Below are 26,693 nucleotides of genomic sequence, written 5' to 3' on the forward strand. Positions count from 1 at the left end.
CCTTGGTCTAAAACCGGGATTCGTGCTTGGGAGGCATCGATGGTTATCAACGCGGGAAATCCACACCGCCACTACAGCCGTAACCGCATTTTGGCCGTCATGCTCATCGCTTTGTCCATGGCGCTGGTCCAGGTCAGCTCGGTCAACGTCGCGTTGAGCTCGATGCAAAACTCCCTCGGCGCCACCCCGGGCCAGCTGCAATGGGTGCTGTCTGGCTACGCCCTCGCCATCGGCGTGTTCCTCGTTCCTTCGGGGCGCATGGGTGATCTATTTGGCCGCTCGGAGGTGTTCGCCGTTGGGCTCGTCGGCTTCACACTCTTTTCCCTGCTGTGTAGCTTCGCCACCGACGCCACTGCCCTCAACCTGCTGCGCCTGGCCCAGGGGGCGTCGTCGGGCATCCTTTCTCCCCAGATCACCGGCATCGTCCAGCAGTACTTCCGCGGCCAAGCCCGAGCCCGCGCCTATGCGCTCTTCGGTTTTGTCGTGAGCGTGTCCGTCGCTTTCGGCCCCGTCGTCACCGGCGTGCTCATCTCCACCTTCGGCCCAGAGATCGGCTGGCGGCTGTCCTTCGGCCTCAATGTCCCCTTGGGGTTGATCGGCATCATTGCCACGTGGCGTTGGTTACCTTTCGGCGACCGGCCGTCGGCCACCGAGCGAGGCCGGATCGACGTGGATCCGGTGGGGGTGTTGCTCCTGGTCATCGCCGTCGTCGGCATCATGCTGCCCTTCGTCTCCCACAACAACCCATGGATGTGGATCGCGCTGCCGCTGGCGGTCGTTATCGCGGCGGCCTGGATCCTGTGGGAACGGGCGTACCGGGACCGAGGCCACGCCCCCATGGTGGACCTTCGGCTCTTCGAGCTGCACTCTTTCTCCTGGTGTCTGGGCATCTCGGCGCTGCAGTTTTTGAGCATCACCTCGGTGTTCGCCACCGTCGCCATCTACGTCCAAAACGGCCTCGGCTCCTCGGCCATGGCCGCAGCACTCATCGGCCTGCCCAACGCCGTTGCCTCCGCGGTGGCGTCGCTGTGGGCCGGTCGGTATTCGATCTCCCACGGCCGTGGCCTGCAGGTGGCGGCTGTGGCCGCGATGGCGTTGGGGATCGGATCCGCGGCCGTCGTCGTGCTCTTCGTCCCTGCCGGGCTGAGCCTCTGGTGGCTGTCCATCAGCTTCCTCGTCCAGGGAATCGGGCAGGGGGCGATGGGGTCGGTCAACCAGACACAGGCGATGCTCGACGTCCCTGCTTCCCGTGGCGGTGTTGCTGGTGGTGTCACGCAGACGGTCCAGCGGATTACCACTGCCATCGGCAACGCGATGCTCACCGGTGTTCTCTTTGGCGTGGTCGGACAGCGCACCGGGGCGGCCGCCTGGTCGCAGGCGCTCGGTGTCACCTACGGCGTCATCACCGCTGTCATGTGCGCCTGCCTGGTGGCGGCCATCGGCTACTGGCGTCGAGGCGCAGCGACGGTATCAACCGATTGATTTACCCCGCTCGTGGGCTGGGACATTCGCCCACGAAGGCCGCGGACTAGCTTTATGACTCATGATCGACGACGCAGAACTCGCCCGGACTGTGGAGGCAGAGATCGCCCGCTCACTGAACTGGGTGGATGACTTGGTGGGCCAGGAGGTGGCCGCGGTGGAGGACCCGATGCAGCGTTTCCTCCCAGTGATCTTCGCCGCGGTAGCGGCTCTATTCGCACTGTCCACCGCTATTTCGGTGGCCGCCGTGCTGTTTATTTAGGCCACGTTGAAGAGCAAACCCAGGCCATAAGTCACGGCCAACCCGGCGGCGCCGCCGAGGAGCAGGCGCACCGTCGCCCGCGCCGTGGAGCCGCCGGACAGGTGTCCGGAGATGACACCGGTAATGGCCAGAGCCAGCATCGTCACGGCCGTGACAACCAGCCCCGACGCCCCACCGGAGGCCAGAACCGCTGCCGCCAGGGGCAGCACCGCCCCGAGGACGAACGAGGCCGCCGAGGCCCCGGCAGCTACCCACGGATTCGTGAGGTCCTCCTCGTCGATCCCCAGCTCTAGCTGAAGGTGGGCGCTCAACGGATCCGCCTCCGCGATCTCTTTTACCGCCCGGTCAGCAGTGGCGCGCTGCAAACCAAAACCCTCGAGGATCCCCACGAGCTCCTCGTGTTCCTCCCTCGGGAAGTGCAGCAATTCGGCGCGCTCCTTAGCAATCAATTCGCGCTCGGTATCCCGCTGGGAGGACACGGACACGTACTCACCCAGTGCCATAGACACCGCGCCGGCAATGGTGGCGGCGGCTCCCGAGAGCAGGATTGCCCGGGGCGACATGCCGGCAGCAATGACACCGAGGAGAAGCGCGGCTACGGAAATAATGCCGTCGTTGGCGCCGAGCACTCCGGCGCGGAGGGCGTTAGTTTTTTGTGAAACGTTATCTGCGTGGGGTTCGAATTCAAGCTGAGTCGCGACCATGACATCTATTTAAACCGGTAACGAACCCCGCTACAACGAAGTAAAACCTACCCTCACCTGCACATATCCAGCCGAGGCTATCCTTGGTTACCGCTGTCGTTTATGGAATCCGAGGCGCGGAACAAAGGTCTGTGGGTGCTTGCGCTGAGCTACCGCGTCGGCGATGGCCATCCGCATTCGCGGCTTGTCCACCGGAAGGTGGGTGACGGGGAACCATCCCACATCGGTGGACTCATCGTCGCCAACCACCGGGGTATCGTCGCCCACGACGCTCAGCCGCATCACCACGGACAGATACGTGGCCACGTCACCGTTGACGTGGGTGATCGTGTCAGTAGCCCCCACCCCGACGAGCGCCTCCACGGTGGCGGTCAGGCCGGTTTCCTCCGCTACTTCCCGCACCGCGGTGACGTCCGGATCCTCGCCAGGCTCGCTGATTCCGGTCACCGGTGTCCACGCTCCGTTGTCGGATCGGCGCACCAGCAGCACCTCTGGGGCGGCCCACACGGAATCGGTGGTGGAGTCGCGCAGCACGACGGCCGTCACCCCGGGTAACCACAGCGGATCGTGGCCGATCTTGGAACGAATTTCGGTGATGAACTCGGGCACCGGCATGGGGCACTCCTTAGTGACTGGGGGCGGTGGGGACCAACTGGGCGTCGGGCACCACCTCACGGATAGTGTCCAGGATAACGGCCATGGGTACGTAGGCGACCTGGATTCCGGCTGGGTCGTCGCCGGTGCAGGTCCCCCCGGCGGTGATACCTGACACGAGCCCGACGACCACCTGGCGGTCATCGAGCGTACCGACCACCGGGCCACCGGAGTCACCGGTTTGGGCGCACAGCAGCGCGGTGTCGCCCCGCGATAGCAGCTCTTGCCCGGTGCCCGGGTGGGTCATGCGGTAGGGCTGTTCCCGCATCCCCGCTTCGCCGCAGGTCCATCCCGTCGTCGCGCCCACCTTGCACAGGCCGGCCTCGCCGGGACCCTCGTGCAGCAGGGTCTCCCCCAGCGCGCCGGAGGCAGGCGCCATGTAGCTGCCGGCGTCGGTCAGCTTGATAATGCCCACGTCGGCGGCGTACCCATCGGCGCCGGGGTCGTCGAGCCCGGAGTAAATGACCCGGCCGGCTTCGTAGGAGAAGTCGAACTCCGTCCGTGCGTCGGCCGGCCACACCAGTTCGTCCACGTGCCCGCAGTGCGACGCCGTCACCGCATAGCCCTGACCGGCGGCGTCGGTGAAGGTAAACGCCACGGTGCACGTGGTCTTATCGAAGGCGATGCCCGGCACCGGGTACTCCTCGGTGAGGGTGATAATCGTCCCCGGGATCCACGGCGAGTTCGCCGGCACCACTACCTCGTTCGGTGGCGGGGCCGCCGGCGAGCTGGTGGTTGACGGCGACGTCGCCGGCAGCGCAGATCCCCACAGCTCGCCCTGGTGCTGCAAGAAGGCTGCGCTAGCCAGTCCGCCGAGCCCTACGAGCAGGGCGACGGCGCTGAGGCATCCGAGTGGAGCGGGGTGTGGCTTTGTGGGCACGGGCCTAGACGTCGCGCGTGGCCTGGTTATCGACGATGAAGCGCTTGACGGCCTCGGCGTCATTGGGCATGTCGGTCACGTACCGGTCGCCGGACTCAATGCCGGCGAAGCGGGCCGGCGTCTCCGGGAAGGACCCGATGGCCTCGGTGATGGTTTCGGCGAACTTCACCGGCAGGGCGGTCTCCAGAACCACGACGGGGGTGGCCACCTCGTCCAGCAACTCCCGGGCGACGACGACGCCGTCGGCGGTGTGCGGGTCGATGAGATAACCCAGCTCCTCAGAGCGGCGGATCTCGGCGAGCCGGTCGGCGTGGGTGGATTTACCCGCGAGGAAGCCGAAGTCGGCAGCGGTGGCGAAAGCGGCGTCGCCGGCGAGAGAAAAGCCGCCGGCGGGCACCTGGGTACCGAAAAGCTCGGCGATGCGCTCGGGGTCTCGCCCCATGAGGTCGTAGACGAAGCGCTCGAAGTTCGACGGCCGCGAAATGTCCATGGACGGCGACGAGGTCTTCACCGACGCGCCGTTGCCCTTACGCAGGTAGTTTCCGGTGGCGAAGAAGTCATCCATCGCATCGTTTTCGTTGTTGGCGACGATGAGCCGGTCCACGGGAAGGCCCATCTGGCGGGCGACGTGCCCGGCGTACACGTTGCCGAAGTTACCCGTGGGAACGGCGAAGGAGATGCGCTCGTCGTCGCTGTTCGTGGCCCGGAAGTAAAGAGCGAAGTAGTACGCCACCTGTGCCAAGATGCGGGCGAAGTTGATGGAGTTCACCGCGCCAATGGAGTAGGTCTTCTTAAACTCGGCGTCGGAGTTGACCGCCTTGACCACGTCCTGACAATCGTCGAAGGTGCCGTCGAGGGCAATGTTGTGGATATTGGCGTCATCCAGCGAAAACATCTGTGCCTGCTGGAAGGGCGTCATCCGCCCCGCCGGAGTGAGCATGAACACGGAAATATTGTCCCGACCGCGCATGGCGTACTCCGCCGAGGAACCGGTGTCGCCGGACGTGGCGCCAAGGATGTTCATCGTCGCGCCGCGGCGAGTGAGCTCATATTCGAAGAGCTCGCCCAGCAACTGCATGGCCATGTCCTTAAACGCAGCGGTCGGCCCGGCGGAGATGTGGCCGATGAGCAGGCGCTCGTCGTACCTGCTCACGGAGACGATCTCCTCGGTGCCGAAGGCCTCCGCGGTGTAGGCGCGGGCGGCCAGTTCGGCGAGAGTGTCGGCCGGGATGTCGTCAATGTACAGGGCCAGGATCTCCGCCACGAGGGCCGCATACCCCCGCTTAGCGAGGATGTCGCGCAGCTCCCCCAGGCGATCGGTGACGTCCGGGTAGGCGGCTGGGAGGAACAACCCACCGTCGGCAGCCAAGCCGGACATGAGGATATCCGTAAATTTACACGGCTGAGCTGAGCGGTCGCGCGTCGAAATGTAATCCATGAGCTACGAGTGTAGCGCCCGCCCTCTTGCGCACTAGCCGTCGATGACAAAGCGGACAACGTCCTCGGGGGCGTCGAGGAATTCCCGCATGGCCGCCACGGATTCCACCTCGTCGAAAGCGACGGGCACCAAGCCGGCCTCGGTGATCTCCAGCACCGTGGCGCCCGGCAGAGCGGGCAAGACCGGAGAATGGGTGCAGATGAGAAACTGGGCGCCGAGCTCGGCAGCCTGGGCGATCTCGGCGAGCAGCGCCAATTGGCGGACCACGGACAGGCCAGCCTCGGGCTCGTCGAGCAAATAGATGCCTTCGCCTCGGATGTACTCGCCCAGCAGGTCGAGCACCGCCTCCCCGTGAGAGCGGCGCCGGACGTCGTGCGTAAGTTCGGTGCGCCCGGCGCGCCCGACGGCGCTTTCGGCGTAGAAGGCGAGGTCAAGATGCGTCTCCGACCGCAGGTAGAACCCACCCACCACGTCCGGGCGGCGCAGCCTGGCCCGCAGCAGGAAGGACAGAGCAGATTCAGTTCCGGTGCCGGCTCGCTGCGTTGTGCCGTCGAAGCCGCCGCGTGGGCCGCCGACGCCGTCGAAGCCCAGTTTCAAGGCGATGGCCTCTAAAAGGGTGGATTTTCCCGAGCCGTTGTCGCCGGTGAGGATCGTCACGCGGCTGGTGAACGCAAGCCCGGCGCCGCGGGCCAGTGCGCGCACGGCAGGCAATGCGGCAACGTAGGGTTCCAACTTACCGCGCTCAACCGCGTCCGCCAGCGCACTGATTCCACTCACCGAGACCCGCTGCAACGGCAACGGGCGAGGCGGCATCACCGGCGCCACTCGTTAGGAGCGGTTCTCGCCCAGCAGGTGGGCGATGAACTTCAGCGCGGCGTCGGCGCCGACCTCCTGGCCGCGAGCCGGCGGCTGCGGCTGAGCCTCGGAGGGCGTCGGCGCCGAGGCGGGGTGGGAGCTGGTGGCGGGGCCTTCGACGCTCACCACTAAGTCGCTGCCGTCCAGGGCGACTTGGGTGGTGGTGGAGGCGCCGGCGACGCGGGCGGCGGCAACAACGGCTTCCAGGTCGGCGAAGGTGGCGTTGGCTAGGTCTACTCGCAACATGACGGCCATGGCTGGTGATCCTTTCGTGTTTAGTGTTCGTACTCGTGGGAGGCGGATTCTCCCCAGAACACTTCGTCCACCACGTTACGTGCGCGGCGGGTGAGTTTGAGGTAGTTGTCCAAGAAGTCGGCATACTTCGACGCACCCCAGCCGGCGGCACCTGAGACTTTGGCCAGTTCGGGGCCGGGCTGCGGGAGCTGGTCCTTGCGCTTGCCGCGCACGAGGACGATGGCGTTGCGGGCCCGGGTGGCCAGCAGCCATGCGTCGCTGAGCGTGTGTACCTGCGCCGCTGAGATGACGGCCGGGTCATCGTGTTCGGCCAGGGCCGCCAGGGCGTCGAGGGTGGAAGTGGTGTGCAGACCGGGGATTTCGTGGGCGTGTTCCAGCGTAATCAGCTGGACTGTCCACTCGATGTCCGTCAACGCCCCACGCCCGAGCTTGGTGTGCGTAGCGCGGTCGGCGCCGCGCGGCAGACGCTCGTTATCCACCCGGGCCTTCATCCGGCGGACGTCGCGCACCTGCTGCGCGCTCGCCCCGCGCGCTGGGTATCGCAGGGGGTCGATGGCGCGCAGGAAGCGCTGGCCCACCTCTTCGTCGCCGGCGGCGTGGGCGGCGCGTTGCAGGGCCTGGATCTCCCAGGTCTCGCCCCACTGTTGGTAGTAGCGCTCATAACTGGCGATCGTGCGCACGATAGGCCCTGAGCGGCCTTCGGGACGCAGCCCGAGGTCGACGTCCAGAGCCGGATCATCCGAAGGTGTGGACAGTCGCTTACGCATCCGTTCGATGACCCCGATGGCCCACGCCACGGCGTCGCTGTCCGCCACGCCCTCAGCGGGTTCCGCCACCACCATGACGTCGGCGTCGGAACCGTAGCCCAGCTCGCGCCCGCCGAGCCGGCCCATGCCGATCACCGCGATGCGCGCCGGGGGGTGGGAGTACTCCCCGCTGTCCAGGCTGGCGCGCACCTCTGCCCGCAATGCGGCCTCGAGCACCGCCAGCCATACAACGGAGAGCTCCTCGCAGACCTGGGCGGTGTCCATGAACCCCAACAGGTCCGCGGAGGCGATGCGGGCGAGCTCCAGGCGCCGCAGCTCCCGGGCGCGGCTCACGGCCTTATCCGGGTCCTTGTGTCGCTTCGACGCCGCGATGAGCGCCCGGTACACCCACTGCGCCTCGTTCTGCAGCAGCTTCGGGCCCGTCGCACCGTCGGAGAACTGCTTGATGGCGTCCGGGGCGGAGATGAGCAGATCGGCCGTGTACGGGCTGGTCCCCAGGATGAACATGAGCCGCTGGGCGACAACGCCTTCGTCGCGGAGCATCCGCAGGAACCACGTCCGGTCAAAGGCCGCCTCGCTGAGTTTGCGGTAGTTGAGCAGGCCCGCATCCGGGTCCGCCGTTGACGCCAGGTACTCCATGAGCGTCGGCAGCAGAATGGCCTGCAGCTTCGCCTTCCGGGAATTGCCCGACGCCAGCGCCGTGAGGTGCTCGAAGGCCCGGTCCGGGAAACGGTAGCCCAGCGCTGCGAGCTGATTCTGGGCGGCGGCCTGGGACAGGCGGAGCTCGGCGACGCTCATGGTCACCACGGAGTTGAGCAGCGGGCGGTAGAACAGCTGCTTGTGGAGACCGGACACCTGGCGGTGGAGGGCTTTGAGGTCGCGGTAGAGGTGCTCCACGGCGGAGGCGTCCGGATCGGGCCGGTACCCCGAGGCGTTGGCCAGCCACTCCCAGGCCTTGTGGTCCTCGTCCTCCGGCAGAGCATGAGTGCGCCGCAGCCGTGTGAGCTGCAACCGGTGTTCCAACAGGCGCAGCTGCTCGTAGGCGCGGATGAGCGCCTGGCCGTCCTCGCGGCCGACGTAGCCGCCGTTGATGAGCGTGCCCAGCGCCTCGGTGGTGGGGCGCACGCGCAGGGACTCGTCGGAGCGGCCGTGGACCAGTTGGAGCAGCTGGACGGCGAACTCGACGTCGCGCAGCCCGCCTCGGCCCAGTTTGAGCTCCCGGTGGCGTAGCTCCGCCGGGACGTTGTCCACTACCCGGGTGCGCATGGCCTGGACGTCCTCCACGAAGGATTCCCGCTGGGAGGCGGCCCACACCAGCGGGGCTAGCTGCTCGACGTAGTCTGCGCCAAGGTTGAGGTCCCCCGTCATCGGCCGCGCTTTGAGCAGTGCCTGGAACTCCCAGGTCTGGGCCCACCGGCGGTAGTAGGCGACGTGGGAGTCCAGGGTGCGGGTCAGCGCCCCGGAACGCCCCTCGGGCCGGAGGTTGGCGTCGACCTCGAAGAAGCACGCAGAGCCCAGCCGCATAAGCTCCGAGGCGACCCTCGTGATCCGCGAGGTGACCGGCTCGGAGACGAAGACGACGTCGACGTCGGAAATGTAATTGAGCTCGGTGGCGCCGCATTTGCCCAAGGCGAGAACGGCCAATCGGGAATCGGGGGTGTCGTCGCCATACACGCTGCGCACGGCGACGGCCAGCGCCGCGGTGAGCGCCGCGTCGGCCAACGCGCTGAGCAGGCTGGTCACCTTGGGGTAGCCGAGCATCGGCTCGTTGGCGCCGTAGCCACGCCGGGAGGCGAAGGTCCCCGCCAGGTCGGCGGCGGCAATGCGCATGAGCAGCGTCCGGTAGGTCCGCTTGAGCGCGGCCTGAGCCGCCTGGCCGGTGATCGCCGCCCGGTAGGTACCCGGGGTGCTCAGCTCGGTGGAGGCGGAAGCGTCGCAGGGTTGGGCGTCGACGGCGCCGAGCAGGGAGCGCATGAGCTCCTCGGGCTCGGGGATCGCCTCGGCGAGGAGGCGCCACTGTCCGGGATTGGCCACGAGGTGATCCCCGAGAGCCGTCGAGCCTCCGAGCAGCGCCAACAGCCGTACCCGCAGCGTCTCGTCGGCGCGTAGGGCGGCGTCGAAATCATCACGGTCGGTGCCGAGCGCCTCGCTGAGCCGGCGCATCGTGTTGAGCGCGAGGTCGGGGTCCCCCGCGCCGGCGAGGGTCCACAACAACGGTAGGGAGTCGAGATTATCCCATCCCAGCCAGGCTAAGTCCTCGGCGGCGTGGGCGCCGGAGAGCCGCAGCTGGGCGGTGGAGGGCACGGTGCGACGAATGCGGGCGGCCATGGTGCTACAGCTCCAGGGTGGATCGGATTTCGAAGGGGGTGATCTGGTCCGTGTACGCGTGCCACTCATTCCACTTCGACCGGAGGAAGAACTCGAAGACGTGCTCGCCTAAGACCTCCGCGAGGAACTCGGATTTCTCCATGTAGCGCAGGGCCTCGTCGAGCCCGCGCGGCAGGTCCCGGTAGCCCATGGCCCGGCGTTCCCGGCGGGTGAGTAAGGTGACGTCCTCCTCCGCCGGGTCATCGAGGTCAAAGCCCTCGGCAATGCCACGCAGGCCCGCCGCCAGCACCACCGCGTACCCGAGGTAGGGGTTCGTGCCGGAATCGAGCGAGCGGAGCTCCACCCGGCGCGACGCCGCCTTGTGCAGGCGGTAGGTAGGAATGCGGATAAGGGCGGAGCGGTTGGACACGCCCCAGGTGATAGCCGTCGGCGCCTCGTTGCCGAATTGCAGCCGCTTGTACGAGTTCACCCACTGGTTCGTCACCGCCGAAATCTCGTTGGCGTAATGCAGGATGCCGGCGATGAAGCCCCGCGCGGTGGCGGAGAGCGAATATTCATCGTCCGGGTCGTGGAAGGCGTTGGACTCGCCTTCGAAGAGGGAGAAGTGGGTGTGCATGGCGGAGCCGGCGTACTCCCGAAAGGGCTTGGGCATGAACGTGGCGCGCACCCCGTTGCGCTGGGCGACGGTCTTCAGCAGGTAGCGGAAGGACATGATGTTGTCGGCCATGGTGAGGACGTCGGCGTGGCGCAAGTCGATCTCCTGCTGCCCCGGGGAGGTTTCGTGGTGCGAAAACTCGGTGGCGATGCCCATGTGTTCGAGGGCTTGCATGGCCTCCCGCCGGAATTTCGGGACCACGGAGTGGGCCGCCTGGTCAAAGTAGCCGCCGTGGTCCGTGGGGGTCATGGCGAAGGGGAAGCCGTCGTCGTTGACGATGTAGAACTCGATCTCCGGCGAGACCTGGCAGGTAAAGCCCTCGTCAGCGGCCGCTTTGACCTGGCGGCGCAGGATGTTGCGGGGATCGGCCATGGAGGGGGTGCCGTCGGGCATGACGATGTCGCAGAACATCCGCGCGGTGCGCAGGTCGGGTTCGTCGTCGTCGAAGGGCATGATTTGGAACGTCGACGGGTCCGGCAGCAGCAGCGTGTCCGATTCCGACACCCGGGAGAAGCCTTCGATAGCGGAGCCGTCGAAGCCTGCACCCTCCTCGAAGGCGCCTTCGAGCTCGCCCGGCGACATCATCACGGCTTTGAGCTGACCGGCAATGTCCGTGAACCAGAGGCGAATGAATCGTATTCCGCGTTCCTCGACGGCGTTGAGGACGAACTCGTGTTGGCTGTTCATACGCTCCGATTCTACGGAGCCTCGCAGCGGCCATCGTCCTCCTACGCCCGGCGCGGCGTCGGTAGTCTGGGCCTAAAGAAGGCGTGACGAGTGTGAAAGGTTTTGCTGACATGGCGATTGAGAAGTTCCTTGAGGTGGAGGCGAAGTTCGCCGTCGACGGCACCACCGTAGTCCCCGAGCTCACCCAGCTTCCCGGCGTCCACGCCGTCGCGGGAACGCAGGTCCACCACCTTTCCGCCATTTATTACGACACCGCCGATCTCCGCCTCACCCGGGCGAAGGTGACGTTGCGCCGGCGAAGCGGCGGCAAGGACGACGGCTGGCACCTCAAGCTTCCCGGCGACGGCGGCCGCCTAGAGCTCAGCGCCGAGCTCGCTCCCCCCACGCAGGGGCAGTATGAGGTGCCGGAGGAGTTGCTCAGCCAGGTGAGGGCCCTGGTTCGCGACGAAGAGCTCATTCCCATCGCGCAGGTGGACAATGAGCGCACCGAGTCCCTGCTCGTCGGGGAGGATGGCACGGGCGTTGCGGAGTTCTGCGATGACCGGGTCACCGCCTGGTCGCTGCTTCCGGGTGGGACGCAGAAGCAGTGGCGGGAGTGGGAGCTGGAGCTGTCCGGTGGCGTCGCCGGCACGGAGACTGGTGCGGAGGTGCTGGCAGCGGCGACCACGGTGCTCATCGGGGCTGGGGCGCGTAAGTCCGCCTCCCCGTCGAAGCTGGTGGCCGCCCTGGGGGACTCGCTGGCCGAGGCTCCCCTGCCCACTTACCTCAGCGTCGATCCCGACCCGGAGACCGCGGCCGGGGCCGTCGTCCTCGCGCTCATGGCCAACCGGGCCAAGCTCGTCGCCTACGACCCCAAGGTGCGCCGCGATGAATGGGACTCGGTGCATCAGATGCGGGTGGCGACCCGGGAGCTGCGCTCGCATCTGCAGACCTTCGACGGCATCGTCGCCGGCGAGCAGGTGGATCATTTGCTCAGCGAGCTCAAGGTGCTGGCCGGGATGCTCGGCTCCGCGCGCGACGCCGAGGTGGTCGCCGAACGTTTCGAGTGGCTCATCAGCAGCGAGGACTCCGGGCTCATCAGCGCCGAGGATCAGGCGCGGATCATGTCCACCATCGAGGAGGAGTACCAGCGAGCCCACCGGCGCATCGTTCGCGCCCTCGACTCGGACCGGTACCTGGAGCTGCTCGACGCCCTCGACGAGCTGCTCGCCCACCCGCCGGTGGCGGTGAAGGACGAAACCGAGTCCATCACGGCCGTGATGGAGTCCCACCTTGACGAGGCCTACCGAAAGCTGGTCAAGCGCCACAAGAAGGCGGTGGCGAATTGGGACAACCCGGAGCTCAGTCTGCATGAGCGGGAGGACTACTACCACGACATGCGCAAGGCGGCGAAGAAGCTGCGGTACGCGGCCGAGGCCGTCGGCTCCGCCACTGGGCTGAAGACGAAGCGCATCGTCAAGGCGTGCAAGACGATGCAAACGGTGCTGGGCGACTTCCAGGACTCGGTGACCAGCCGCACCAAGCTGGAGCGGATGGCCCACACGGCTCGACGCCATCAGCACGACACCTTCAGCCTGGGTCTGCTGTATCAGCGCGAGCGTGCCATCGGGCTGGCGTCGCTGGATCAGTACCAGCAGGCCTACGACGACATCGTCGCCGCCTACCGGCGGTTGAAGAAGAATCGCTAGTTGACCTCGTCGTCGTCCTCGGCGGCGTCATAGGCGTCGGCGGCGTCGTTACGCTGCGCTGCGAGGTTGAGGGCGTTTTCCGCCTCCTCGCGGCTAGCGTAGGGCCCCATCCGGCGGTCCCAGCCTTTCTGCTTGCCCTGCGACACACTGCGTGTTGTGGGGTCGAAATACCATGAGGTGTCAGTCATAGCGCCCAGCGTATCGCGGGCGTCGGCTGACCTTCGTCTCAACCACGACCTTCCAGGAGCCTCCATGTCCCCCGTGTCTCCCGCTGAGCTGGTGTCGGCTGCCTTCGCCGCCGACTATCCTCATGCCGGCTCGCCGGTCGCCGCGGCCGTGAGCCCGGCGACGTGTGCCCTGCTCGGCGAGGATGCCGACTACTTCGGCGGCGTAGCCGTCATGGCAGTGGGCTCACGAGAATGCGCGGTGGCTATCGGGCCCAACGACGACGGCGTCCTGCGCGTTCGCCTCCACCACGCCGACACCTCCGGCGTCCTCTCCCCCGACGTCGTGGCAGCTGAGACGGACTCCGAGGAGGCCGCCGACCTAGCCGGTGTGCACACCCCCGGGGTCGACGCCGACGGCCGCGTCATCAACGCGCCGTGGCCCACCGGGGGCCTGGCCGAACGATTGTCCGGGCTGCGCTGGTGCCTCACCCACCGGCAACTCGCGTCGCGGGACACCACCGGGCTCAACGTCAGCGTAGTCACCACCATCCCCCCGGCTTCAGGGTTGGGCTTTAGCACCTCCCTCGACGCGGCGTTCGCCCTGGCAGTCTCCGGCAGCCATGTCGACGACGATACCGACGACGTATCCCTGCGCGCCCGACTCGCGGACGTGTGTGGCCAGTCCGCCGGGCTCTTCTCCGCCGAACCGGTGGCCACGGTGCGCTACGTCACCGCGCTGCGCGGCCTTGTCGACGCTTTGACCGCCTTCGACGCCGCCGACGGATCCGCGCTTCCCGTCGTCCACCCCGCTGCGTCCTCCGGCGCGAGGTGGCGCCTGCTAGGCGTCGTCACCACTCATCACCCGGATCGGGTGCCAGCCGAGCAGGCCCGGCGTCGCTTCCTCGACGACGCCTGCCGCGCCTTTGGCACCTCATCATTGCGCAGCCTGCCCTACGCCACCGACCGGGTCCTGCAGTGGCTGGAGGCGGTTCACGACCTGCAGCCCGAGACCCAGCCCGCGGCGGTCGACGACGCCCGGCGCTGGCTCGTGGCCTACCAGCAGGAAGTAGAGCGCGCTCGGCAGGCGGTGTTTGCGCTGCGGTCCCAGCGATTCCCGGACGTGTGGCGGCTGATGAACGAATCCGAGGCTGGGTGCGCGGCCCTCACCGAGCAGCCGACAGCTGTGGTCGCGGCCTGTCTGCGCGCCGGAGCCGTGGCCGCGCGCAGCTGCGGCGGCGACGCCGTGATAGCCGTGGTCCCGGCCGACCGGGTGGCCGACGTCGCCGCGCTGCGCTCCCGCGCCGACGTCGCGGACGTCATCGACTTCGCCCCGGGTACCCCGGCGCGTCTGCTGGACGTGAGCTAGAAGCGCGATTGAGCCGGCGTGTAAGCCGGATTCTGTGCCGCTTCGCCCGCCGAGGCGAGCGGTCGCGGCGGTGACCATCCATCTGGACGCACCATCGCTGGGCGCCTCAAGCGGCTACCTTTAGACTCAGGCGGGCCGCCCTCAAACGTCTAATCGGGCAGCGCGAAACCCGCGCCGCCGTGATGCCTTGCTCCGAGTGGGGTTTACCTGGCCGGGACAGTCACCTGCCCCGCCGGTGCGCTCTTACCGCACCCTTTCACCCTTACCCCGTGGTCCGAAGACTTCCGGGGCGGTCTACTTTCTGTTGCACATCTGCCCTCGGGTTGCCCCGGGTTGCCGTTAGCAACCACTCTGCCCTGCGGAGTCCGGACTTTCCTCGACCCCCGCCTAGCCAGAACACTGGCTGGTTCGGGACCTCGGCCGCGGTCACCCGGCCGGCTCAATCGCGGACTCGATCCTAGCCCGAACCCGCCGCCGTACGGTAACTGGGCTGGGAACGCGCAGGCTTAACGCGCGCCGTCCTCGTTGAGGGAGCGCAGCTGCATGGGCATCGCGGCCTCGGGTCCGAGCACGTCGACGACGCTCACCGACGCCAGGGCGAGCATCAGCCGGGCGAACACGGCCGGGCCGGACCCCAGGGCCATGGCAATAACGGCCTTGATGGGGTTGACGTGGCTGACGATCACGACGGTCTGGCCCCGGTGACGGTCGGCGATCTCGTGCACTGCGGCGCTGACCCGGGCGAACACCTGCGCGAAGGACTCACCCCCGGGCGGGGCCACAGTGGCGTCGGCGAGCCAGCGAGCATGGGCGTGCGAGTGCTGCTCATGGGCTTCGGCGAAGGTCAATCCTTCAAACTCGCCGAAGTCGCATTCGATGAGATCCTCGGCCACTTCAACGGTTGAGCCCGTGGCTTCTGCGAGGTAGTCGGCAGTCTGGCGGCACCGTGCCAGCGGGGAGGTGTAGATCGCGTCGACCGCGTGACCACTGGCTACTCGGCGAGCAGTAGCGTGCGCCTGCTCATGGCCGAGGTCACTAAGGGGGACGTCGCTGTGCCCGGCGTATTGATGGGCGGCGGACATCGCGGTTTGCCCGTGGCGGACGAGGACAAGCCGGGTAGGTGGGGTGTCGTCCCCACACCAGCTGGGAGCCTGCGGGGCCGCGGGAGCGTCGAAGGACAGCTCCGCCTGCTCCGGTTCGGCTGGCTCTGGAGCTGCTGGTTCCGGTTCGGCTGGCTTCGACGCGGTGGCGGTGACCGGCAGGATCGACTTCTCCTCGACGATGCCGCTTTCGCCGCGAGCGGCGGCGTCCATGGCGACGTTGGACAGGGCGTCGGCGCGCTTGTTTTTCTCTCGGGGCACCCACGTGTAGGCGATGCGCTCGAAGCCGTCTGCCAGCTCCTTGGCCTCAAGGGCCAGCGCCTTCATGTCCGGATGCTTGATTTTCCAGCGCCCGGTCATCTGCTCCACGACGAGTTTGGAGTCCATGAACACGTAGGCTTCCCGAGCCCCGAGCTCGGCAGCGGCGCGTAGCCCCTCGATCAGCCCCCGATACTCGGCGACATTGTTGGAGGCCGCCTGGCCGAAGGCGTAGACGATCTCCGCCACCGTGTCCTTTGTCGCTGCGTCGTAGACCACCGATCCCGAGCCGGCGACGCCGGGGTTGCCGCGGGATCCGCCGTCGGAAAAGATGTGAACCTTATCTACCATAAATTACCCCTTATACTTCTCGGCGGATCAACAGACTCCCGCATTCGGGGCACTCCTCCACCCGGGCGGGCGACGCCTTGGCATATCCCTGCCGAAACGCCGGCGGCAGAACCACGAAGCACCCTCCGCAGCTACGCCCGTTGAACTCGGCCGCGCCGACGGCGTTGTCCTCGCGGCGAGCGTCATACTCAGCCAGCACCTCCGGCGGCAGCCCTTGGCGAAGCGCGTCGACGCCCTCGCCGGCGGGTTCGGCCACCACCGGGGCGGCCGCGGCGGCGCGGTGGGCGGCGTCGACCCGCCGCGACAGCTCCGCCAGTTCGGACTCGTGGCGGTCCCGGTTGTTGCGCAACGCGTGGATCTCGTTGTGTGCCTCCTTGAGCTCGTAGTAGAGATCCGCCAGGCGGGACTTCACCGTGTACCGGTCGTGTTCGAGGTCGCGGCGACGCTCCCGGTCCAGCTCAGCAGCGAGCTGTTCCCGGTCATCACGATCGCGCCGCTTGAGCTTGCGCTCGTCTTCTTGAATGCGCAGGATTTCGCTCTCCATGTCGGCGACCGCCAACTGCGCGGACGCGGTGGCCTCCCGCTGCCGCTTCAGTTCGCTGCGTAAGCGCTCGTAGGTCGCCTGCTCTTCACTCACCGGGCTGGCCGCTGCCTCGCGACTGGCGTCTCGGATGTCCGCCGCGCGCTGCGCGGTGGCCAGCTTGAGCAGCTGAATCTGGTGTTCCCTCGCTAGTTTCATGAGTTCAGTTGTACCTGGTGGTCTCAGGCGTCGGCCTCGCGCGGGTGGGCGGAGACCGTCCACGGGTCCGTGCGCAGCTCAATGATCGAGGTCGTCAGGCCGAGGGCGTCGCGCACCACCTGCGACGCCTGACGTGTCCAGGGGAATTCGCTCGCCCAATGTGCGGTGTCAATGATGGCCGGCCCGCCGGCGCGCAACGCTTCATCGACCGGGTGGTGGCGCAGATCCGACGTGACGTAGGCGTCGACGCCAAGCCGGCGAACGTCGTCGAGGAAACCATCGCCGGACCCCGAGGACACGGCGACGGTGCGAATAATCCGATCCGGGTCACCGGCGGCACGCACTCCCCACGCGGTAGCTGGGAGGGCATCGGCGACCTGTTGGGTGAACTCCCGCAGGGTCATCGGCTGGGGCAGCTCGCCGACCCGCCCGAGGCCCGTAGCGTGCGCAAGGTCTGTGTCTTCAGCCATCTCGGTGATGTCGAAGGCCGGTTCTTCATAAGGATGCGCCTCGCGCACGGCGTCGATGATGGCGCGCCGACGGGAGCGGGGAGCAACGAACTCGACCCGCTTCTCCGGAGAGCGGTGCAGCTGCCCGACGACGCCATCGACGGGCTGGGCTCCTGGCTCGGGCCGGAACTGCCCCTGGCCGTCAAGGGTGTAGGCACAGTGGGAGTAATCGCTGATCTCCCCGGCTCCGGCGGCAAAGACGGCGTCGAGCACGGCGTCGACGTGCCCGGCTGGCACATGGACGCCCCAGTGGTCCTTGGCCATGAGCCCCACCGGCCGGATCGGACGACCCGGGGTAATGCCCACGAGTTCGGCGAGCACGTCGCTCACCCCAGGGCGAGCGGAGTCGGCATTAGTGTGGGCGGCAAAAAGAGCGCATCCACCAGTGATGAGGGTGTGGATGACCCTGCCCTTCGGGGTGTTCGCGGCCACCGAGGTCACGCCCCGCAGCAGCAGTGGGTGGTGGACGACGAGCAGGTCGGCGCCGTCAGCAACTGCCTGCTCAGCCACGTCAAGGGTGCAGTCCAGCGCGAAGTGAACGGTGCGCACCGCAGCGGAAGGATCACCGCAGATCAGCCCCACGGCATCCCAGCTCTCCGCGAGATGAGGCGGGTAGGCGGCGTCGAGCACCGCGACGACATCGGCAACGGTCACGGCTGCCGAGGTGCCGTCGGCACCGCCGTTTTTGGGTGAGGGTTCGTTGTAAGAAGCCATACTCGACCACCTTAGGCGGGGGTGATCGATGTGGCAGACTGGCCTTATGACCACGCTCCCCGACGGCCGCCGCATCTTGTTCTTCGACGTCGACGGCACGCTCATCGACTCCTTCCCCGCTATCAAGGCCAGCTTCCTCCACGCCCTAGATGAAGTGGGAATCCCCCGCCCCGATGCGGGCTTCATCGCCTCGATAGCCGGGCCGCCGATGGAGACCACCCTGGGCCGGCTTAACACGGACCCGGCGGTGGTAACCGCTGCGATGGAGGCCTACCTCGCTCATCAGGCTCACGCTGCGGTGGGCGAGACCCGCGCCTTCGACGGCGTCGGCGAGCTGCTCGACGAGCTTCGAGCCGAAGGCTTCTATCTCTCCACCGCCACGAGCAAGGGCGAAGGGATCTGCCGGCGGGTCCTCAGCCACCTGGGCCTGTTGGACAAGCTGGACTTCATCGCCGCGGCCGAAGAGTTCGGTGGCGCCCGGCGCACCAAGGAGCAGGTAATCGCCTTCGCGTTGGACAGCCTGGGGCTGCGCGAGCGCACGGCGGATATTCTCATGATCGGCGACCGCCGCCACGACATCGTCGGCGCCGCCGAATTCGCCATCCCCACCTGCGCAGTGACGTGGGGCTACGGCACCGCCGAGGAATGGGATTCGGCCGCGTGGAAGGCCGACACCACCGCCGAGTTAAAGGAGATCATCCATGACTTCGCCCGCTAGCCTGAGCATCGAATTCGTCTGCCTGGGTAATATCTGCCGCTCCCCCATGGCGGAGGTCATCGTCCGGGCAGCGTTGGCCGACGCCGGGCTGGGTGACGACGTTGCGGTGACCTCCTCCGGCATCGGGTCCTGGCATGTCGGCCAGCCCGCCGACCGGCGCGCCGTCGCCGAGCTCGCCGCCGCCGGCTACGACGGCTCCGCCTGCCGGGCGGAGACGCTCAGCGAACGGACCTTCGCCGCGGATCTCATCGTCGCACTGGACACCGGACACCGCAGCGAGCTCATCGCCCGCGGGGCCGACCCCGCCAAAGTTCGGCTCCTGCGTGATTTTGACCCTTCGGCCGGCGAGGATGCGTCGGTGGCGGACCCCTACTACGGCGGCGCCGAGGGCTTCGCACTCACCCGCACCCATATTGAGGCGGCCGCTCCCGGCCTAGTGGACTGGGCTCGGGCGGCACTAGACTGAGCTGCGTGAGTAGTTCTGCAAGGCGCCCATCGGCCGAGAAATCCGCCCCGTCGTCGCTGTGGCGGCGTTTTCTCACCCCGCAGTGGATTCTGCTCGCCATCGTGGTGGTCGCCTTTTCCTATCTGGCGTTCACCGTGCTCGCCCCGTGGCAGCTGGGTAAGGACGCCCGCATCGTCGAACGCAACGACCGCATCGAGCACGCCTACGAGGTAGCGCCCGTGGATGTGTCGACTCTCCTGGACGACGGCGCCCTCAGCGACGACGAGCAATGGACCCGGGTCACCATGACGGGGCAGTTCCGCGTGGCCGACGAGGTGCTGGTCCGCATGCGCTCGGTCAACGGTATGCCGTCCTACCAGTCGCTTGTGCCTTTCGACACCGACTCCGGCGCCACGGTGCTCATCAACCGGGGCTTCGTTCCCGCCAAGGCGGACGAGCCCGTACCCGCGATCGCCGCCGCCCCCGCCGAGCGGGTGACGATCACTGGCCTGGCGCAAGTGGGTGAAGCCGCCGATGGGCGCGCACCCCTCGACGCCGACGGCTACCGCCAGATCTACACCCTCACCCCGGAGCTGGTCACCGAGCTCACCGGCACCGAGCTGGTTGACGGCTACGTCCAACTGGCCGAGGGCGCGCCGGGAGCGTTAAGCCCTATCCCGGTGCCGAAGCTCGACCGCGGTTCCCACCTGTCCTACGGCCTGCAGTGGTTGGCGTTTGGCATCATGGCTCCCCTTGGCCTGGCCTACTTCGCGTACTCGGAGGTCAAGGAGCGCCGCCGTTTACGCGACGAGGACACCGAGCTGGCGGCCGACCACGGCGACGTCGCCCCGGCAGCCGCCGAGGTCGCTGCGGACAGCAGTGACGCTGACCACCCGGCGGAGGCGCCGCGATCTGCGGTGGCGCAGCCATCGGCGCCGCAGTCTTCGGCGTCGCGGCGGCGGTCCCGCAGCGTCCGCGACCGCTACGGTGACGCGAAGCGGGATCACTACGCGAAGCTCGCTCAACGGCGCCAGGAACGCTAACGCCCCGCCGTGGGAAAACGACGGGGCGAATCGTGGTGCGCTCCGACGGGTTCGAACCGCCGACCTACTGGGTGTAAACCAGTTGCTCTTCCAGCTGAGCTAGGAGCGCCTGAGCACCCGAGCAGTCTAGCACGGGAAGATAGGGCAACCAAACACCCTCCGGTGAGGCGTGCGCTACTTCTTCGCTCCGGCCGGAACAAGGCTAGAGCCTTGGAAGCGGCCGAAGCGATCCGCCTTGGTCTGTACCAGACCGGCTAGCTGGGCGGACTCGTTGATCTCACCCGGCGCGATGGTGCCCGGCTTGCCGGCACCGGGGGTGAGTAACCAAATCCGGCCATCATCGGCGAGGTTGCGGACCGCGTCGACGAGCCCGTCCACGAGATCGCCGTCGGACTCGCGCCACCACAGCAGCACGACGTCGCAGAGCTCGTCGGTGTCTTCGTCGAGGAGTTCCTCCCCGATAGCGTCCTCGACGGCTTCGGAGATCGCGGCGTCGCAATCGTCGTCCCAGCCGAGTTCCTGAACGATCATCCCCGACTTAATGCCGAGACGGCCCACTAGGTCCTGGGCGGTGACGTTGGCGTCTTTGGTCACTGCGCCCGGCGCGTCCACCACGTTGGTTGTTCCTCCTTATCTGGGGCTGGCTGCACTGCCTCAGGCGGGGCCAGCCGACGGGATAGCGTTGTGCCACAGTGTACTTCCCCCGCGTTGCCCTCGTGGAACTTCCCACTCACGGATCGCACTTTTTACCCACCCCTTGCTGGACAATATACCGTGTTCAGGGGCGGATTCGAAGCCGTCTGGGCGCCTAAAGTGGGTAATCAGTATCATTTTTATGACACGACATTTTTGCCGATCCCGTCTTCCAGGAGGACATTCATGGCCGATTCCAACTACCCGCTCATCCGCGACGGAGTTGCGTCCTACATGCACGACTCGGACCCCGAGGAAACCCGTGAATGGATGGACTCCCTGGACGGGTTGCTCGAGGACAGCAGCCCGGAACGCGCCCGCTACCTCATGCTGCGCCTGCTTGAGCGGGCCACCGCCAAGCGGGTACCGCTGCCGTCGCTGACGTCGACCGACTTCGTCAACACCATCCCCACGTCCTTGGAGCCGGAGTTCCCCGGTGATGAGGAGATTGAGAAGCGCTACCGCCGGTGGATTCGCTGGAACGCCGCCATCATGGTGCACCGCGCCCAGCGCCCCGGCATTGGCGTCGGTGGCCACATCTCTACCTACGCTTCCGCTGCCCCGCTGTACGAGGTTGGTCTCAACCACTTCTTCCGCGGCAAGGACCACCCGGGCGGCGGCGACCAGATCTTCTTCCAGGGCCACGCCTCCCCCGGTGTGTACGCCCGCGCCTTCCTGGAGGGCCGACTGAGCGAGGATGACCTCGACGGGTTCCGTCAGGAAGTCTCCCGCGGCGAGGGCAACGGCATGCCTTCCTACCCGCACCCGCGTGGCATGAAGGACTTCTGGGAGTTCCCGACGGTGTCCATGGGCCTAGGCCCCATGAACGCCATCTACCAGGCCCGATTCAACAAGTACCTGCACGACCGGGGCATCAAGGACACCTCTGAGCAGCACGTGTGGGCGTTCCTCGGCGACGGTGAGATGGACGAGCCGGAGTCCCGCGGCCTCATCCAGATGGGCCCCCTCTACGGCCTGGATAACCTCACGTTCGTCATCAACTGCAACCTGCAGCGCCTTGACGGCCCGGTGCGCGGCAACACCCAGATCATTCAGGAGCTGGAGTCCTTCTTCAAGGGCGCGGGCTGGAATGTCATCAAGGTCGTGTGGGGCCGAGAGTGGGACGCCCTGCTGGAGAAGGACACCGAGGGTGCGCTCGTCGAGCTGATGAACAACACGGCGGATGGCGACTACCAGACCTTCAAGGCCAACAACGGCGCCTGGGTGCGCGAACACTTCTTCGGCCGCGACGAGCGGACCGCGAAGCTGGTCGAGGACATGACCGACGACGAAATCTGGGCGCTGCGCCGCGGCGGCCACGACTACCGGAAGGTCTACGCCGCCTACAAGCGCGCCATGGAGACCAAGAACGGTGCCCCCACCGTCATCCTGGCGCACACCATTAAGGGCTACGGCCTCGGCCACAACTTCGAGGGCCGCAACGCCACCCACCAGATGAAGAAGCTCACCCTCGACGACCTGAAGTCCTTCCGCGACAAGCAGTCCATCCCGGTGTCCAACGACGTGCTGGAGAAGGACCCCTACCTGCCGCCGTACTACCACCCCGGCAAGGACGCCGAAGAGATCAAGTACATGCTGGAGCGGCGTGAGGAGCTGGGCGGATTCCTCCCGGAGCGTCGCACCGACTACACCCCGCTCGAGGTGCCGAGCCTCGACAAGTTGAAGTCCGTGCGCAAGGGCTCCGGCAAGCAGAAGGTGGCCACGACGATGGCGCTGGTGCGCACCGTCAAGGAACTCATGCGCGACAAGGAGCTGGGCAAGCGCATCGTCCCGATCATCCCGGATGAGGCGCGAACCTTCGGCATGGACTCGTGGTTCCCGACGTTGAAGATCTACAACCCGAGTGGGCAGTCCTACGTGCCGGTCGATCACGACCTCATGCTGTCCTACCGCGAGGCCTCTGATGGCCAGATCCTCCACGAGGGCATCAACGAGGACGGTGCCACGTCCTCCTTCACCGCGGCCGCAACGTCCTACGCCACCCACGGCGAGGCGATGATTCCGCTGTACATCTTCTACTCCATGTTCGGTTTCCAGCGCACCGGCGACGGCTTCTGGGCCGCTGCCGACCAGATGGCCCGCGGCTTCATCATCGGCGCCACCGCCGGCCGCACCACCCTGACCGGTGAGGGCCTGCAGCACATGGACGGCCACTCCCCGATCCTGGCCTCGACGAACCCTGCCGTCGTGTCCTACGACCCGGCCTTCTCCTACGAGATCGCCCACCTGGTGCGCGAAGGCATCGACCGGATGTACGGCCCGGGCCGCGGCGAGGATGTGTCCTACTACCTCACCGTGTACAACGAGCCGGTCCCGCAGCCGAAGGAGCCGGAGGACCTCGACGTCGAGGGCCTGCACAAGGGCATCTACCTCTACTCCCGCGGTGAGCAGGGCACCCACGAGGTGTCCCTGCTCGCCTCCGGCGTGGGCATGCAGTGGGCGCTTCAAGCCCAGCAGATCCTGGCCGAGGAGTATGACGTCAAGGCGTCCGTGTACTCAGTGACCTCCTGGACCGAGCTGGCGCGCGACGGCCGACGCTGCGCCGACGCCGCCCTGAAGAACCCGGCGCTGGAGCCCGAGGAGGCCTTCGTCACCACCCAGCTCAAGCAGACCTCCGGACCGTACGTCGCCACCAGCGATTTCGCCTCGGACCTGCACGAGCAGATCCGCCCCTACGTGCCGGGCCAGTACCTCACCCTGGGTGCCGACGGCTTCGGCTTCGCCGACACCCGCGACGCCGCCCGCCGCTTCTTCAACATCGACGCCGAGTCGATGGTGGTCGCCGCGCTGCTGGGTCTGGCCCGCGAAGGGTCGATCGATCTCTCGGTGGCTAAGAATGCCGCCGAGAAGTACCACATCGACGACCCGACGAAGGCCTAAGCGCCGCGCCCGGTTACGTGCTCGAGGAGCCGGTGAATCGCCGTATTGACGAATCCCGGCACCTCAAGCGGGAGCATATGCCCCGCCTTCGGGGCGGCCTGGTAGTAGGAGCCCGGCCAATGCCGGTGCAGGAGCAGGGACTGCTCGACGGGAGTGACGTAGTCGTTCTCCCCGACGATGACGTAGCCGGGCAACCCGACCAGCCGCGTCCGGGCCTCGAACTCCGAGTGGTGCCGCAGGTCCGCGGCGAACCCGGCCAGCGAGGCCGTCGGGGTCTTGGCGATGAGCCCGGCGTGGAGCTCGATGTGTTCGACCGGCGTGTGCCGGATGAAGAACCCCACTGAAAGCACCGGCCCCACCAGGCCGGAGAACCGTTGCCGCACGTGGAAAACGCTCTCCGGCCAGGCCCGGTAAAGTTTGAGGACGCCGGACATGGCGTCGGTATCAAGCAGCCGGGCAAGTCCCCGACGGGACATCTCCACTAAGGAACCGGACACGCTGACGAAACCGCTGATGCGCTCGGCCAGGGCGGCGTCGGCCCGGCGCAGAACACAGAGGCTTACCGGCCCGCCGAGAGAGTGCCCGACGAGGACGATCCGCCCGTCGGGCGCGAGGATGTCGATGGCGGCGCGGACGTCGGCCGCTGCACCCTCGATGGTGCACTCGGCGGCCGGGACCTCCGCGCTGTTGCCGTGGCCGCGCAGGTCGAGCAGGAGAATCCGCACTCCGGGCCACTGCTCGCGCAGGAAATCCACCTGCTGGAAGAAGGATTCGGCAGAAAGGGTATAGCCGTGGACGAAGACAACGGTCACGTCCTCGGGTTCGCCGATCGGTTCGTAGAGGTACGTGGCGACAGAGCTGCCGTTGGAGACGATCTCCCCACGGATGGCGTCAGTGAGCACCTTCGGCCGCTTGGCTACTGCCCGCTCGCGCCCTCGGGTCAGTATCCGGGCGCGCTTCGCGGTACGCCGTAGTGCCCCCACGGCGTCCCACGGTGTCGTCCTCAGCTTCATGCTCTGCTACGTTACCGCCGCCCACGCTAGGGTGGGAATCATGGTTTTTTCCGAGGCCCTGGCAGATCAACTAGCAGAGAAGTTCGGCCACACCCAGCCCGCGGACGCCACGGGCGTCGCTCTCGACGACGCCTCGGCACCGACCTTGGCGCGCATCGCGGCCCTCGTCGAGAGAGTGTCCGGAGTGACGGCCGATAGCATCGACGAGGACACCCCGGTGGATTCCGCCGGCCTGGGATCGCTGGAGCGGATCGAGGTGGCGGTCCGATTGGAGGAGGCGTTCGGGGTGCGGCTCGACGACCGGCAGGTGGCCGACCTCGAAACCTTCGGCCAGTGGGCACAGTACGTGGACTCGCTGCTCCCCTGACGCCTGGCGGTTAGTTCATCGCGGAGACGTCGGCGTCGAAGCCGTAGTTCGTCGCCAGTGAGGCAAGCGTACGACGCAGCGAGTCAATCTCCGCCGGTGTGGCGCTAATAACCTGCCGGCAGCGAATTCGGCCTCGCTGCAAGCAACCGTGGTCCACCGACCACCGGGTAAACCAGTCGGCGGCGAAGACGTCGGTTCCGGGGGCCGCGCTGAGCGGCTCGGAACGAAGGCAGATGACCATGGACTGTTCTACGCGCGTGCGCAGGGACCGAGGCATGCCGTTAATGGTGAGGACAGCGAGGGTGGCCGGCTCCGCCGAGGCGGTGGGAGCAACCGCGTGGTCCCAACGGTAGGCGGGGGCGTGCACGAGAGATACCGTCACGGGGGAGTTCCTTTCGGATACGTCATTAAAGACCCTGCGGTTCCACGATTATTTCAACCGTGGTCACCAACAGTGCCAAGACGAGGCTCGTCTTCCCCTACGCCCTCGTGGTGTACGTCGCTATTGTTCCGGGCGCCCTCACCCGGGCGCAACTCTAAAGTGCTACTTTATCCCCCATTCAATAAAGCTAATCCTTAGGTTTATTGTTCTTGTTCGCCAGCCGGTCGAGCAGTTCGTCGGTGAGCAGCTCATCAGTGAGCACCAGGTCAATGAGGTCTTCCAAGGTGCGCGACGACGGCGTCGACGGCTCCTGGAACTCCTCGCCCGCGTGATCGCGCTGCGTGTCCGCGTCGTAGTTGTCGTAGGAATCGCCGCCGAAGTCGAAGCCCACCCCTGAGGACTGCTCGCGGGCCAGCTCTTCTCGTTCGATAGCTTCCACCACTTCGTCGACCGCTGATGTGTCCACCGGCACCTGGCCGCGGTCGCGGCGTCGCTCCAGCGCCCTCTCCATCATCTGGTGGCGCCACGCACGCAGGCGCCGCGGCTCCACCTCACGGGCGATCTTGCGCGACTCCCGTTCCATCTTCGACACCGCACGGTTGACCGGGGCCCATTCTGAATCGGCGTTGAGCCGCCACCCAGTCCAATACCCGTACACAGTGAGCCCGAAGGACAGCAGCGGGCCGACGATCACCCCGATCGCCAGCACATCGAAGTGGTTGGCGATAAGAACCGTCGTCGTGCATGCTACGGCCGGGATGACCGTGGGCTGGTTGGAACCGAAGACACTCGGGATGCCGCCGGTCACGACGTCGCGGATCATTCCGCCGCCGACGGCGGTGAACACGCCCATCATGATGCAGGCGAGCACGGGCAAACCGTAAGACACTGCCTTGATACAGCCGGTAGCAGCCCACAGGCTGGAGATAATGGCATCACCGTGGAATTGGAACCTCTCCCACGTCGTGCCCTTGAAATACACCAGCCGGGCGACCAGCGCACCTGCGAAGGCGAGGATGAGGTACTCGGGTGTGGCCATCGCCGCCACCGTTCCGCGGTTGATGAGGACGTCGCGGATCATGCCGCCACCGAGGGCGGAAAAGAGGGCGATGAAGAGGAAACCGACGATATCGAAGCCCCGTTGGCGGGCGATGGTGCCGCCGATGATGCCCATAATGAACACCCCGGCAACGTCAAACACTCGGTAGAGCGTTTGGATCAGCGGATCAACATCCTGCACGTTCATGGCCCTTAGTGTAGGACCTCACCGGG

The 26,693-nt window shown here is 66.9% G+C and carries 25 protein-coding genes, 1 tRNA gene and 1 other RNA gene; 9 read left to right on the plus strand and 18 right to left on the minus strand.

The window, feature by feature from the left end:
• The first annotated feature begins 39 nt into the window (after window positions 1–39).
• Together CUTER_RS07580 and CUTER_RS07585 are read left to right on the plus strand one after the other, a co-directional pair.
• Window positions 40–1,482: an MFS transporter gene (locus CUTER_RS07580; RefSeq protein WP_047259926.1), complete on the plus strand. Its 1,443-nt coding sequence runs from the start codon at window positions 40–42 to the stop codon at window positions 1,480–1,482.
• Window positions 1,483–1,543: 61 nt separating this feature from the next.
• Window positions 1,544–1,744, plus strand: coding sequence for a hypothetical protein (locus CUTER_RS07585; RefSeq protein WP_047259927.1), 201 nt, complete (start codon window positions 1,544–1,546; stop codon window positions 1,742–1,744).
• Here the strand turns inward: CUTER_RS07585 and CUTER_RS07590 are convergent.
• From CUTER_RS07590 to CUTER_RS07625, 8 genes are all read right to left on the minus strand, one after another.
• On the minus strand, window positions 1,741–2,448 hold the full coding sequence (locus tag CUTER_RS07590) for a VIT1/CCC1 transporter family protein (RefSeq protein ID WP_047259928.1): 708 nt from the start codon (window positions 2,446–2,448) through the stop codon (window positions 1,741–1,743). The genes CUTER_RS07585 and CUTER_RS07590 overlap by 4 nt on opposite strands.
• A gap of 87 nt (window positions 2,449–2,535) precedes the next feature.
• A complete protein-coding gene (locus tag CUTER_RS07595; protein ID WP_047259929.1) occupies window positions 2,536–3,063 on the minus strand; it encodes an NUDIX hydrolase in 528 nt (175 codons plus the stop codon).
• Between the two features lie 10 nt (window positions 3,064–3,073).
• Window positions 3,074–3,982 (minus strand): trypsin-like serine protease, encoded by a 909-nt coding sequence (locus CUTER_RS07600; RefSeq protein WP_158408121.1) that lies wholly within the window; start codon window positions 3,980–3,982, stop codon window positions 3,074–3,076.
• Between the two features lie 4 nt (window positions 3,983–3,986).
• A complete protein-coding gene (gene thrC / locus CUTER_RS07605) occupies window positions 3,987–5,420 on the minus strand; it encodes a threonine synthase (protein ID WP_047259930.1) in 1,434 nt (477 codons plus the stop codon).
• 33 nt (window positions 5,421–5,453) lie between these two features.
• Window positions 5,454–6,197 carry an AAA family ATPase gene (locus tag CUTER_RS07610; RefSeq protein ID WP_052844154.1) on the minus strand — a complete coding sequence of 248 codons (744 nt, stop codon included), beginning with the start codon at window positions 6,195–6,197 and terminating at the stop codon, window positions 5,454–5,456.
• Between the two features lie 51 nt (window positions 6,198–6,248).
• Window positions 6,249–6,530 carry a hypothetical protein gene (locus CUTER_RS07615; protein WP_047259931.1) on the minus strand — a complete coding sequence of 94 codons (282 nt, stop codon included), beginning with the start codon at window positions 6,528–6,530 and terminating at the stop codon, window positions 6,249–6,251.
• 20 nt (window positions 6,531–6,550) lie between these two features.
• Window positions 6,551–9,625, minus strand: a complete 3,075-nt coding sequence (locus tag CUTER_RS07620; RefSeq protein WP_144412288.1) for a bifunctional [glutamine synthetase] adenylyltransferase/[glutamine synthetase]-adenylyl-L-tyrosine phosphorylase — start codon at window positions 9,623–9,625, stop codon at window positions 6,551–6,553.
• Window positions 9,626–9,629: 4 nt separating this feature from the next.
• Window positions 9,630–10,967 carry a glutamine synthetase family protein gene (locus CUTER_RS07625; RefSeq protein ID WP_047259932.1) on the minus strand — a complete coding sequence of 446 codons (1,338 nt, stop codon included), beginning with the start codon at window positions 10,965–10,967 and terminating at the stop codon, window positions 9,630–9,632.
• A 110-nt stretch (window positions 10,968–11,077) separates the two neighbouring features.
• On the opposite strand from CUTER_RS07625, the gene CUTER_RS07630 reads away from it, so the two are divergent.
• Complete coding sequence (locus tag CUTER_RS07630) at window positions 11,078–12,655, plus strand: CYTH and CHAD domain-containing protein (protein WP_047259933.1); 1,578 nt, start codon at window positions 11,078–11,080, stop codon at window positions 12,653–12,655.
• Here the strand turns inward: CUTER_RS07630 and CUTER_RS07635 are convergent.
• Entirely contained in the window at window positions 12,652–12,843 is a 192-nt protein-coding gene (locus CUTER_RS07635; RefSeq protein WP_047259934.1) for a hypothetical protein, read from the minus strand. The genes CUTER_RS07630 and CUTER_RS07635 overlap by 4 nt on opposite strands.
• 64 nt (window positions 12,844–12,907) lie before the next feature.
• Between CUTER_RS07635 and CUTER_RS07640 the strand changes: the two genes are divergently transcribed.
• Window positions 12,908–14,188 (plus strand): hypothetical protein, encoded by a 1,281-nt coding sequence (locus CUTER_RS07640; RefSeq protein ID WP_052844077.1) that lies wholly within the window; start codon window positions 12,908–12,910, stop codon window positions 14,186–14,188.
• Window positions 14,189–14,193: 5 nt separating this feature from the next.
• Here the strand turns inward: CUTER_RS07640 and rnpB are convergent.
• The 4 genes from rnpB to CUTER_RS07655 all read right to left on the minus strand — a co-directional run bounded on the left by rnpB (window position 14,194) and on the right by CUTER_RS07655 (window position 17,859).
• Window positions 14,194–14,630: RNase P RNA component class A (rnpB, locus tag CUTER_RS11160), an RNA gene on the minus strand.
• Window positions 14,631–14,694: 64 nt separating this feature from the next.
• A complete protein-coding gene (locus tag CUTER_RS07645; RefSeq protein WP_047259935.1) occupies window positions 14,695–15,897 on the minus strand; it encodes a bifunctional RNase H/acid phosphatase in 1,203 nt (400 codons plus the stop codon).
• Between the two features lie 10 nt (window positions 15,898–15,907).
• Window positions 15,908–16,636 (minus strand): Zn-ribbon protein, encoded by a 729-nt coding sequence (locus CUTER_RS07650; RefSeq protein ID WP_047259936.1) that lies wholly within the window; start codon window positions 16,634–16,636, stop codon window positions 15,908–15,910.
• A 23-nt stretch (window positions 16,637–16,659) separates the two neighbouring features.
• Window positions 16,660–17,859 carry a Nif3-like dinuclear metal center hexameric protein gene (locus CUTER_RS07655; protein ID WP_047259937.1) on the minus strand — a complete coding sequence of 400 codons (1,200 nt, stop codon included), beginning with the start codon at window positions 17,857–17,859 and terminating at the stop codon, window positions 16,660–16,662.
• 46 nt (window positions 17,860–17,905) lie between these two features.
• Here CUTER_RS07655 and CUTER_RS07660 point away from each other — a divergent pair, with 46 nt between their 5' ends.
• Genes CUTER_RS07660 through CUTER_RS07670 form a run of 3 tightly spaced genes read left to right on the plus strand, consistent with a single transcriptional unit; the run spans window position 17,906 to window position 20,065 of the window.
• Complete coding sequence (locus CUTER_RS07660) at window positions 17,906–18,577, plus strand: HAD hydrolase-like protein (RefSeq protein ID WP_047260695.1); 672 nt, start codon at window positions 17,906–17,908, stop codon at window positions 18,575–18,577.
• A complete protein-coding gene (locus CUTER_RS07665) occupies window positions 18,561–19,043 on the plus strand; it encodes a low molecular weight protein-tyrosine-phosphatase (RefSeq protein WP_047259938.1) in 483 nt (160 codons plus the stop codon). The genes CUTER_RS07660 and CUTER_RS07665 overlap by 17 nt, the downstream gene beginning before the upstream one ends.
• Before the next feature lie 5 nt (window positions 19,044–19,048).
• Window positions 19,049–20,065, plus strand: a complete 1,017-nt coding sequence (locus CUTER_RS07670) for an SURF1 family cytochrome oxidase biogenesis protein (protein ID WP_236684697.1) — start codon at window positions 19,049–19,051, stop codon at window positions 20,063–20,065.
• Between the two features lie 33 nt (window positions 20,066–20,098).
• On the opposite strand, the gene CUTER_RS07675 is transcribed toward CUTER_RS07670, so the two are convergent.
• Together CUTER_RS07675 and CUTER_RS07680 are read right to left on the minus strand one after the other, a co-directional pair.
• Window positions 20,099–20,174 (minus strand) — tRNA-Val (locus CUTER_RS07675).
• Between the two features lie 65 nt (window positions 20,175–20,239).
• Window positions 20,240–20,680 carry a DUF3052 domain-containing protein gene (locus CUTER_RS07680; protein WP_047259939.1) on the minus strand — a complete coding sequence of 147 codons (441 nt, stop codon included), beginning with the start codon at window positions 20,678–20,680 and terminating at the stop codon, window positions 20,240–20,242.
• A gap of 264 nt (window positions 20,681–20,944) precedes the next feature.
• Between CUTER_RS07680 and aceE the strand changes: the two genes are divergently transcribed.
• Complete coding sequence (aceE, locus tag CUTER_RS07685) at window positions 20,945–23,659, plus strand: pyruvate dehydrogenase (acetyl-transferring), homodimeric type (RefSeq protein WP_047259940.1); 2,715 nt, start codon at window positions 20,945–20,947, stop codon at window positions 23,657–23,659.
• On the opposite strand, the gene CUTER_RS07690 is transcribed toward aceE, so the two are convergent.
• A complete protein-coding gene (locus CUTER_RS07690; RefSeq protein WP_082121314.1) occupies window positions 23,656–24,672 on the minus strand; it encodes an alpha/beta fold hydrolase in 1,017 nt (338 codons plus the stop codon). The two genes, aceE and CUTER_RS07690, sit on opposite strands and share 4 nt — an antisense overlap.
• A 40-nt stretch (window positions 24,673–24,712) precedes the next feature.
• Here CUTER_RS07690 and CUTER_RS07695 point away from each other — a divergent pair, with 40 nt between their 5' ends.
• A complete protein-coding gene (locus tag CUTER_RS07695; protein WP_052844079.1) occupies window positions 24,713–25,039 on the plus strand; it encodes an acyl carrier protein in 327 nt (108 codons plus the stop codon).
• Between the two features lie 10 nt (window positions 25,040–25,049).
• On the opposite strand, the gene CUTER_RS07700 is transcribed toward CUTER_RS07695, so the two are convergent.
• Window positions 25,050–25,421, minus strand: coding sequence for a hypothetical protein (locus CUTER_RS07700; protein WP_052844080.1), 372 nt, complete (start codon window positions 25,419–25,421; stop codon window positions 25,050–25,052).
• Between the two features lie 187 nt (window positions 25,422–25,608).
• A complete protein-coding gene (locus tag CUTER_RS07705) occupies window positions 25,609–26,667 on the minus strand; it encodes a trimeric intracellular cation channel family protein (RefSeq protein ID WP_201775030.1) in 1,059 nt (352 codons plus the stop codon).
• Window positions 26,668–26,693: the final 26 nt, after the last annotated feature.

Origin of the sequence: Corynebacterium uterequi (genome assembly GCF_001021065.1) — a bacterium.
In the GTDB taxonomy this organism is placed as follows: domain Bacteria; phylum Actinomycetota; class Actinomycetes; order Mycobacteriales; family Mycobacteriaceae; genus Corynebacterium; species Corynebacterium uterequi.

What these genes read in the sequence shown, in the direction of transcription:
- CUTER_RS07660 (WP_047260695.1), top strand. Translation starts at nt 17,906, where the DNA reads ATGACCACGCTCCCCGACGGCCGCCGCATCTTGTTCTTCGACGTCGAC.
- CUTER_RS07635 (WP_047259934.1), bottom strand. Translation starts at nt 12,843, where the DNA reads ATGACTGACACCTCATGGTATTTCGACCCCACAACACGCAGTGTGTCG.
- aceE (WP_047259940.1), top strand. Translation starts at nt 20,945, where the DNA reads ATGGCCGATTCCAACTACCCGCTCATCCGCGACGGAGTTGCGTCCTAC.
- CUTER_RS07615 (WP_047259931.1), bottom strand. Translation starts at nt 6,530, where the DNA reads ATGGCCGTCATGTTGCGAGTAGACCTAGCCAACGCCACCTTCGCCGAC.
- CUTER_RS07585 (WP_047259927.1), top strand. Translation starts at nt 1,544, where the DNA reads ATGATCGACGACGCAGAACTCGCCCGGACTGTGGAGGCAGAGATCGCC.
- CUTER_RS07625 (WP_047259932.1), bottom strand. Translation starts at nt 10,967, where the DNA reads ATGAACAGCCAACACGAGTTCGTCCTCAACGCCGTCGAGGAACGCGGA.
- CUTER_RS07590 (WP_047259928.1), bottom strand. Translation starts at nt 2,448, where the DNA reads ATGGTCGCGACTCAGCTTGAATTCGAACCCCACGCAGATAACGTTTCA.
- CUTER_RS07695 (WP_052844079.1), top strand. Translation starts at nt 24,713, where the DNA reads ATGGTTTTTTCCGAGGCCCTGGCAGATCAACTAGCAGAGAAGTTCGGC.
- thrC (WP_047259930.1), bottom strand. Translation starts at nt 5,420, where the DNA reads ATGGATTACATTTCGACGCGCGACCGCTCAGCTCAGCCGTGTAAATTT.
- CUTER_RS07650 (WP_047259936.1), bottom strand. Translation starts at nt 16,636, where the DNA reads ATGAAACTAGCGAGGGAACACCAGATTCAGCTGCTCAAGCTGGCCACC.
- CUTER_RS07645 (WP_047259935.1), bottom strand. Translation starts at nt 15,897, where the DNA reads ATGGTAGATAAGGTTCACATCTTTTCCGACGGCGGATCCCGCGGCAAC.
- CUTER_RS07580 (WP_047259926.1), top strand. Translation starts at nt 40, where the DNA reads ATGGTTATCAACGCGGGAAATCCACACCGCCACTACAGCCGTAACCGC.
- CUTER_RS07595 (WP_047259929.1), bottom strand. Translation starts at nt 3,063, where the DNA reads ATGCCGGTGCCCGAGTTCATCACCGAAATTCGTTCCAAGATCGGCCAC.
- CUTER_RS07690 (WP_082121314.1), bottom strand. Translation starts at nt 24,672, where the DNA reads ATGAAGCTGAGGACGACACCGTGGGACGCCGTGGGGGCACTACGGCGT.
- CUTER_RS07655 (WP_047259937.1), bottom strand. Translation starts at nt 17,859, where the DNA reads ATGGCTTCTTACAACGAACCCTCACCCAAAAACGGCGGTGCCGACGGC.
- CUTER_RS07705 (WP_201775030.1), bottom strand. Translation starts at nt 26,667, where the DNA reads ATGAACGTGCAGGATGTTGATCCGCTGATCCAAACGCTCTACCGAGTG.
- CUTER_RS07640 (WP_052844077.1), top strand. Translation starts at nt 12,908, where the DNA reads ATGTCCCCCGTGTCTCCCGCTGAGCTGGTGTCGGCTGCCTTCGCCGCC.
- CUTER_RS07665 (WP_047259938.1), top strand. Translation starts at nt 18,561, where the DNA reads ATGACTTCGCCCGCTAGCCTGAGCATCGAATTCGTCTGCCTGGGTAAT.
- CUTER_RS07630 (WP_047259933.1), top strand. Translation starts at nt 11,078, where the DNA reads ATGGCGATTGAGAAGTTCCTTGAGGTGGAGGCGAAGTTCGCCGTCGAC.
- CUTER_RS07620 (WP_144412288.1), bottom strand. Translation starts at nt 9,625, where the DNA reads ATGGCCGCCCGCATTCGTCGCACCGTGCCCTCCACCGCCCAGCTGCGG.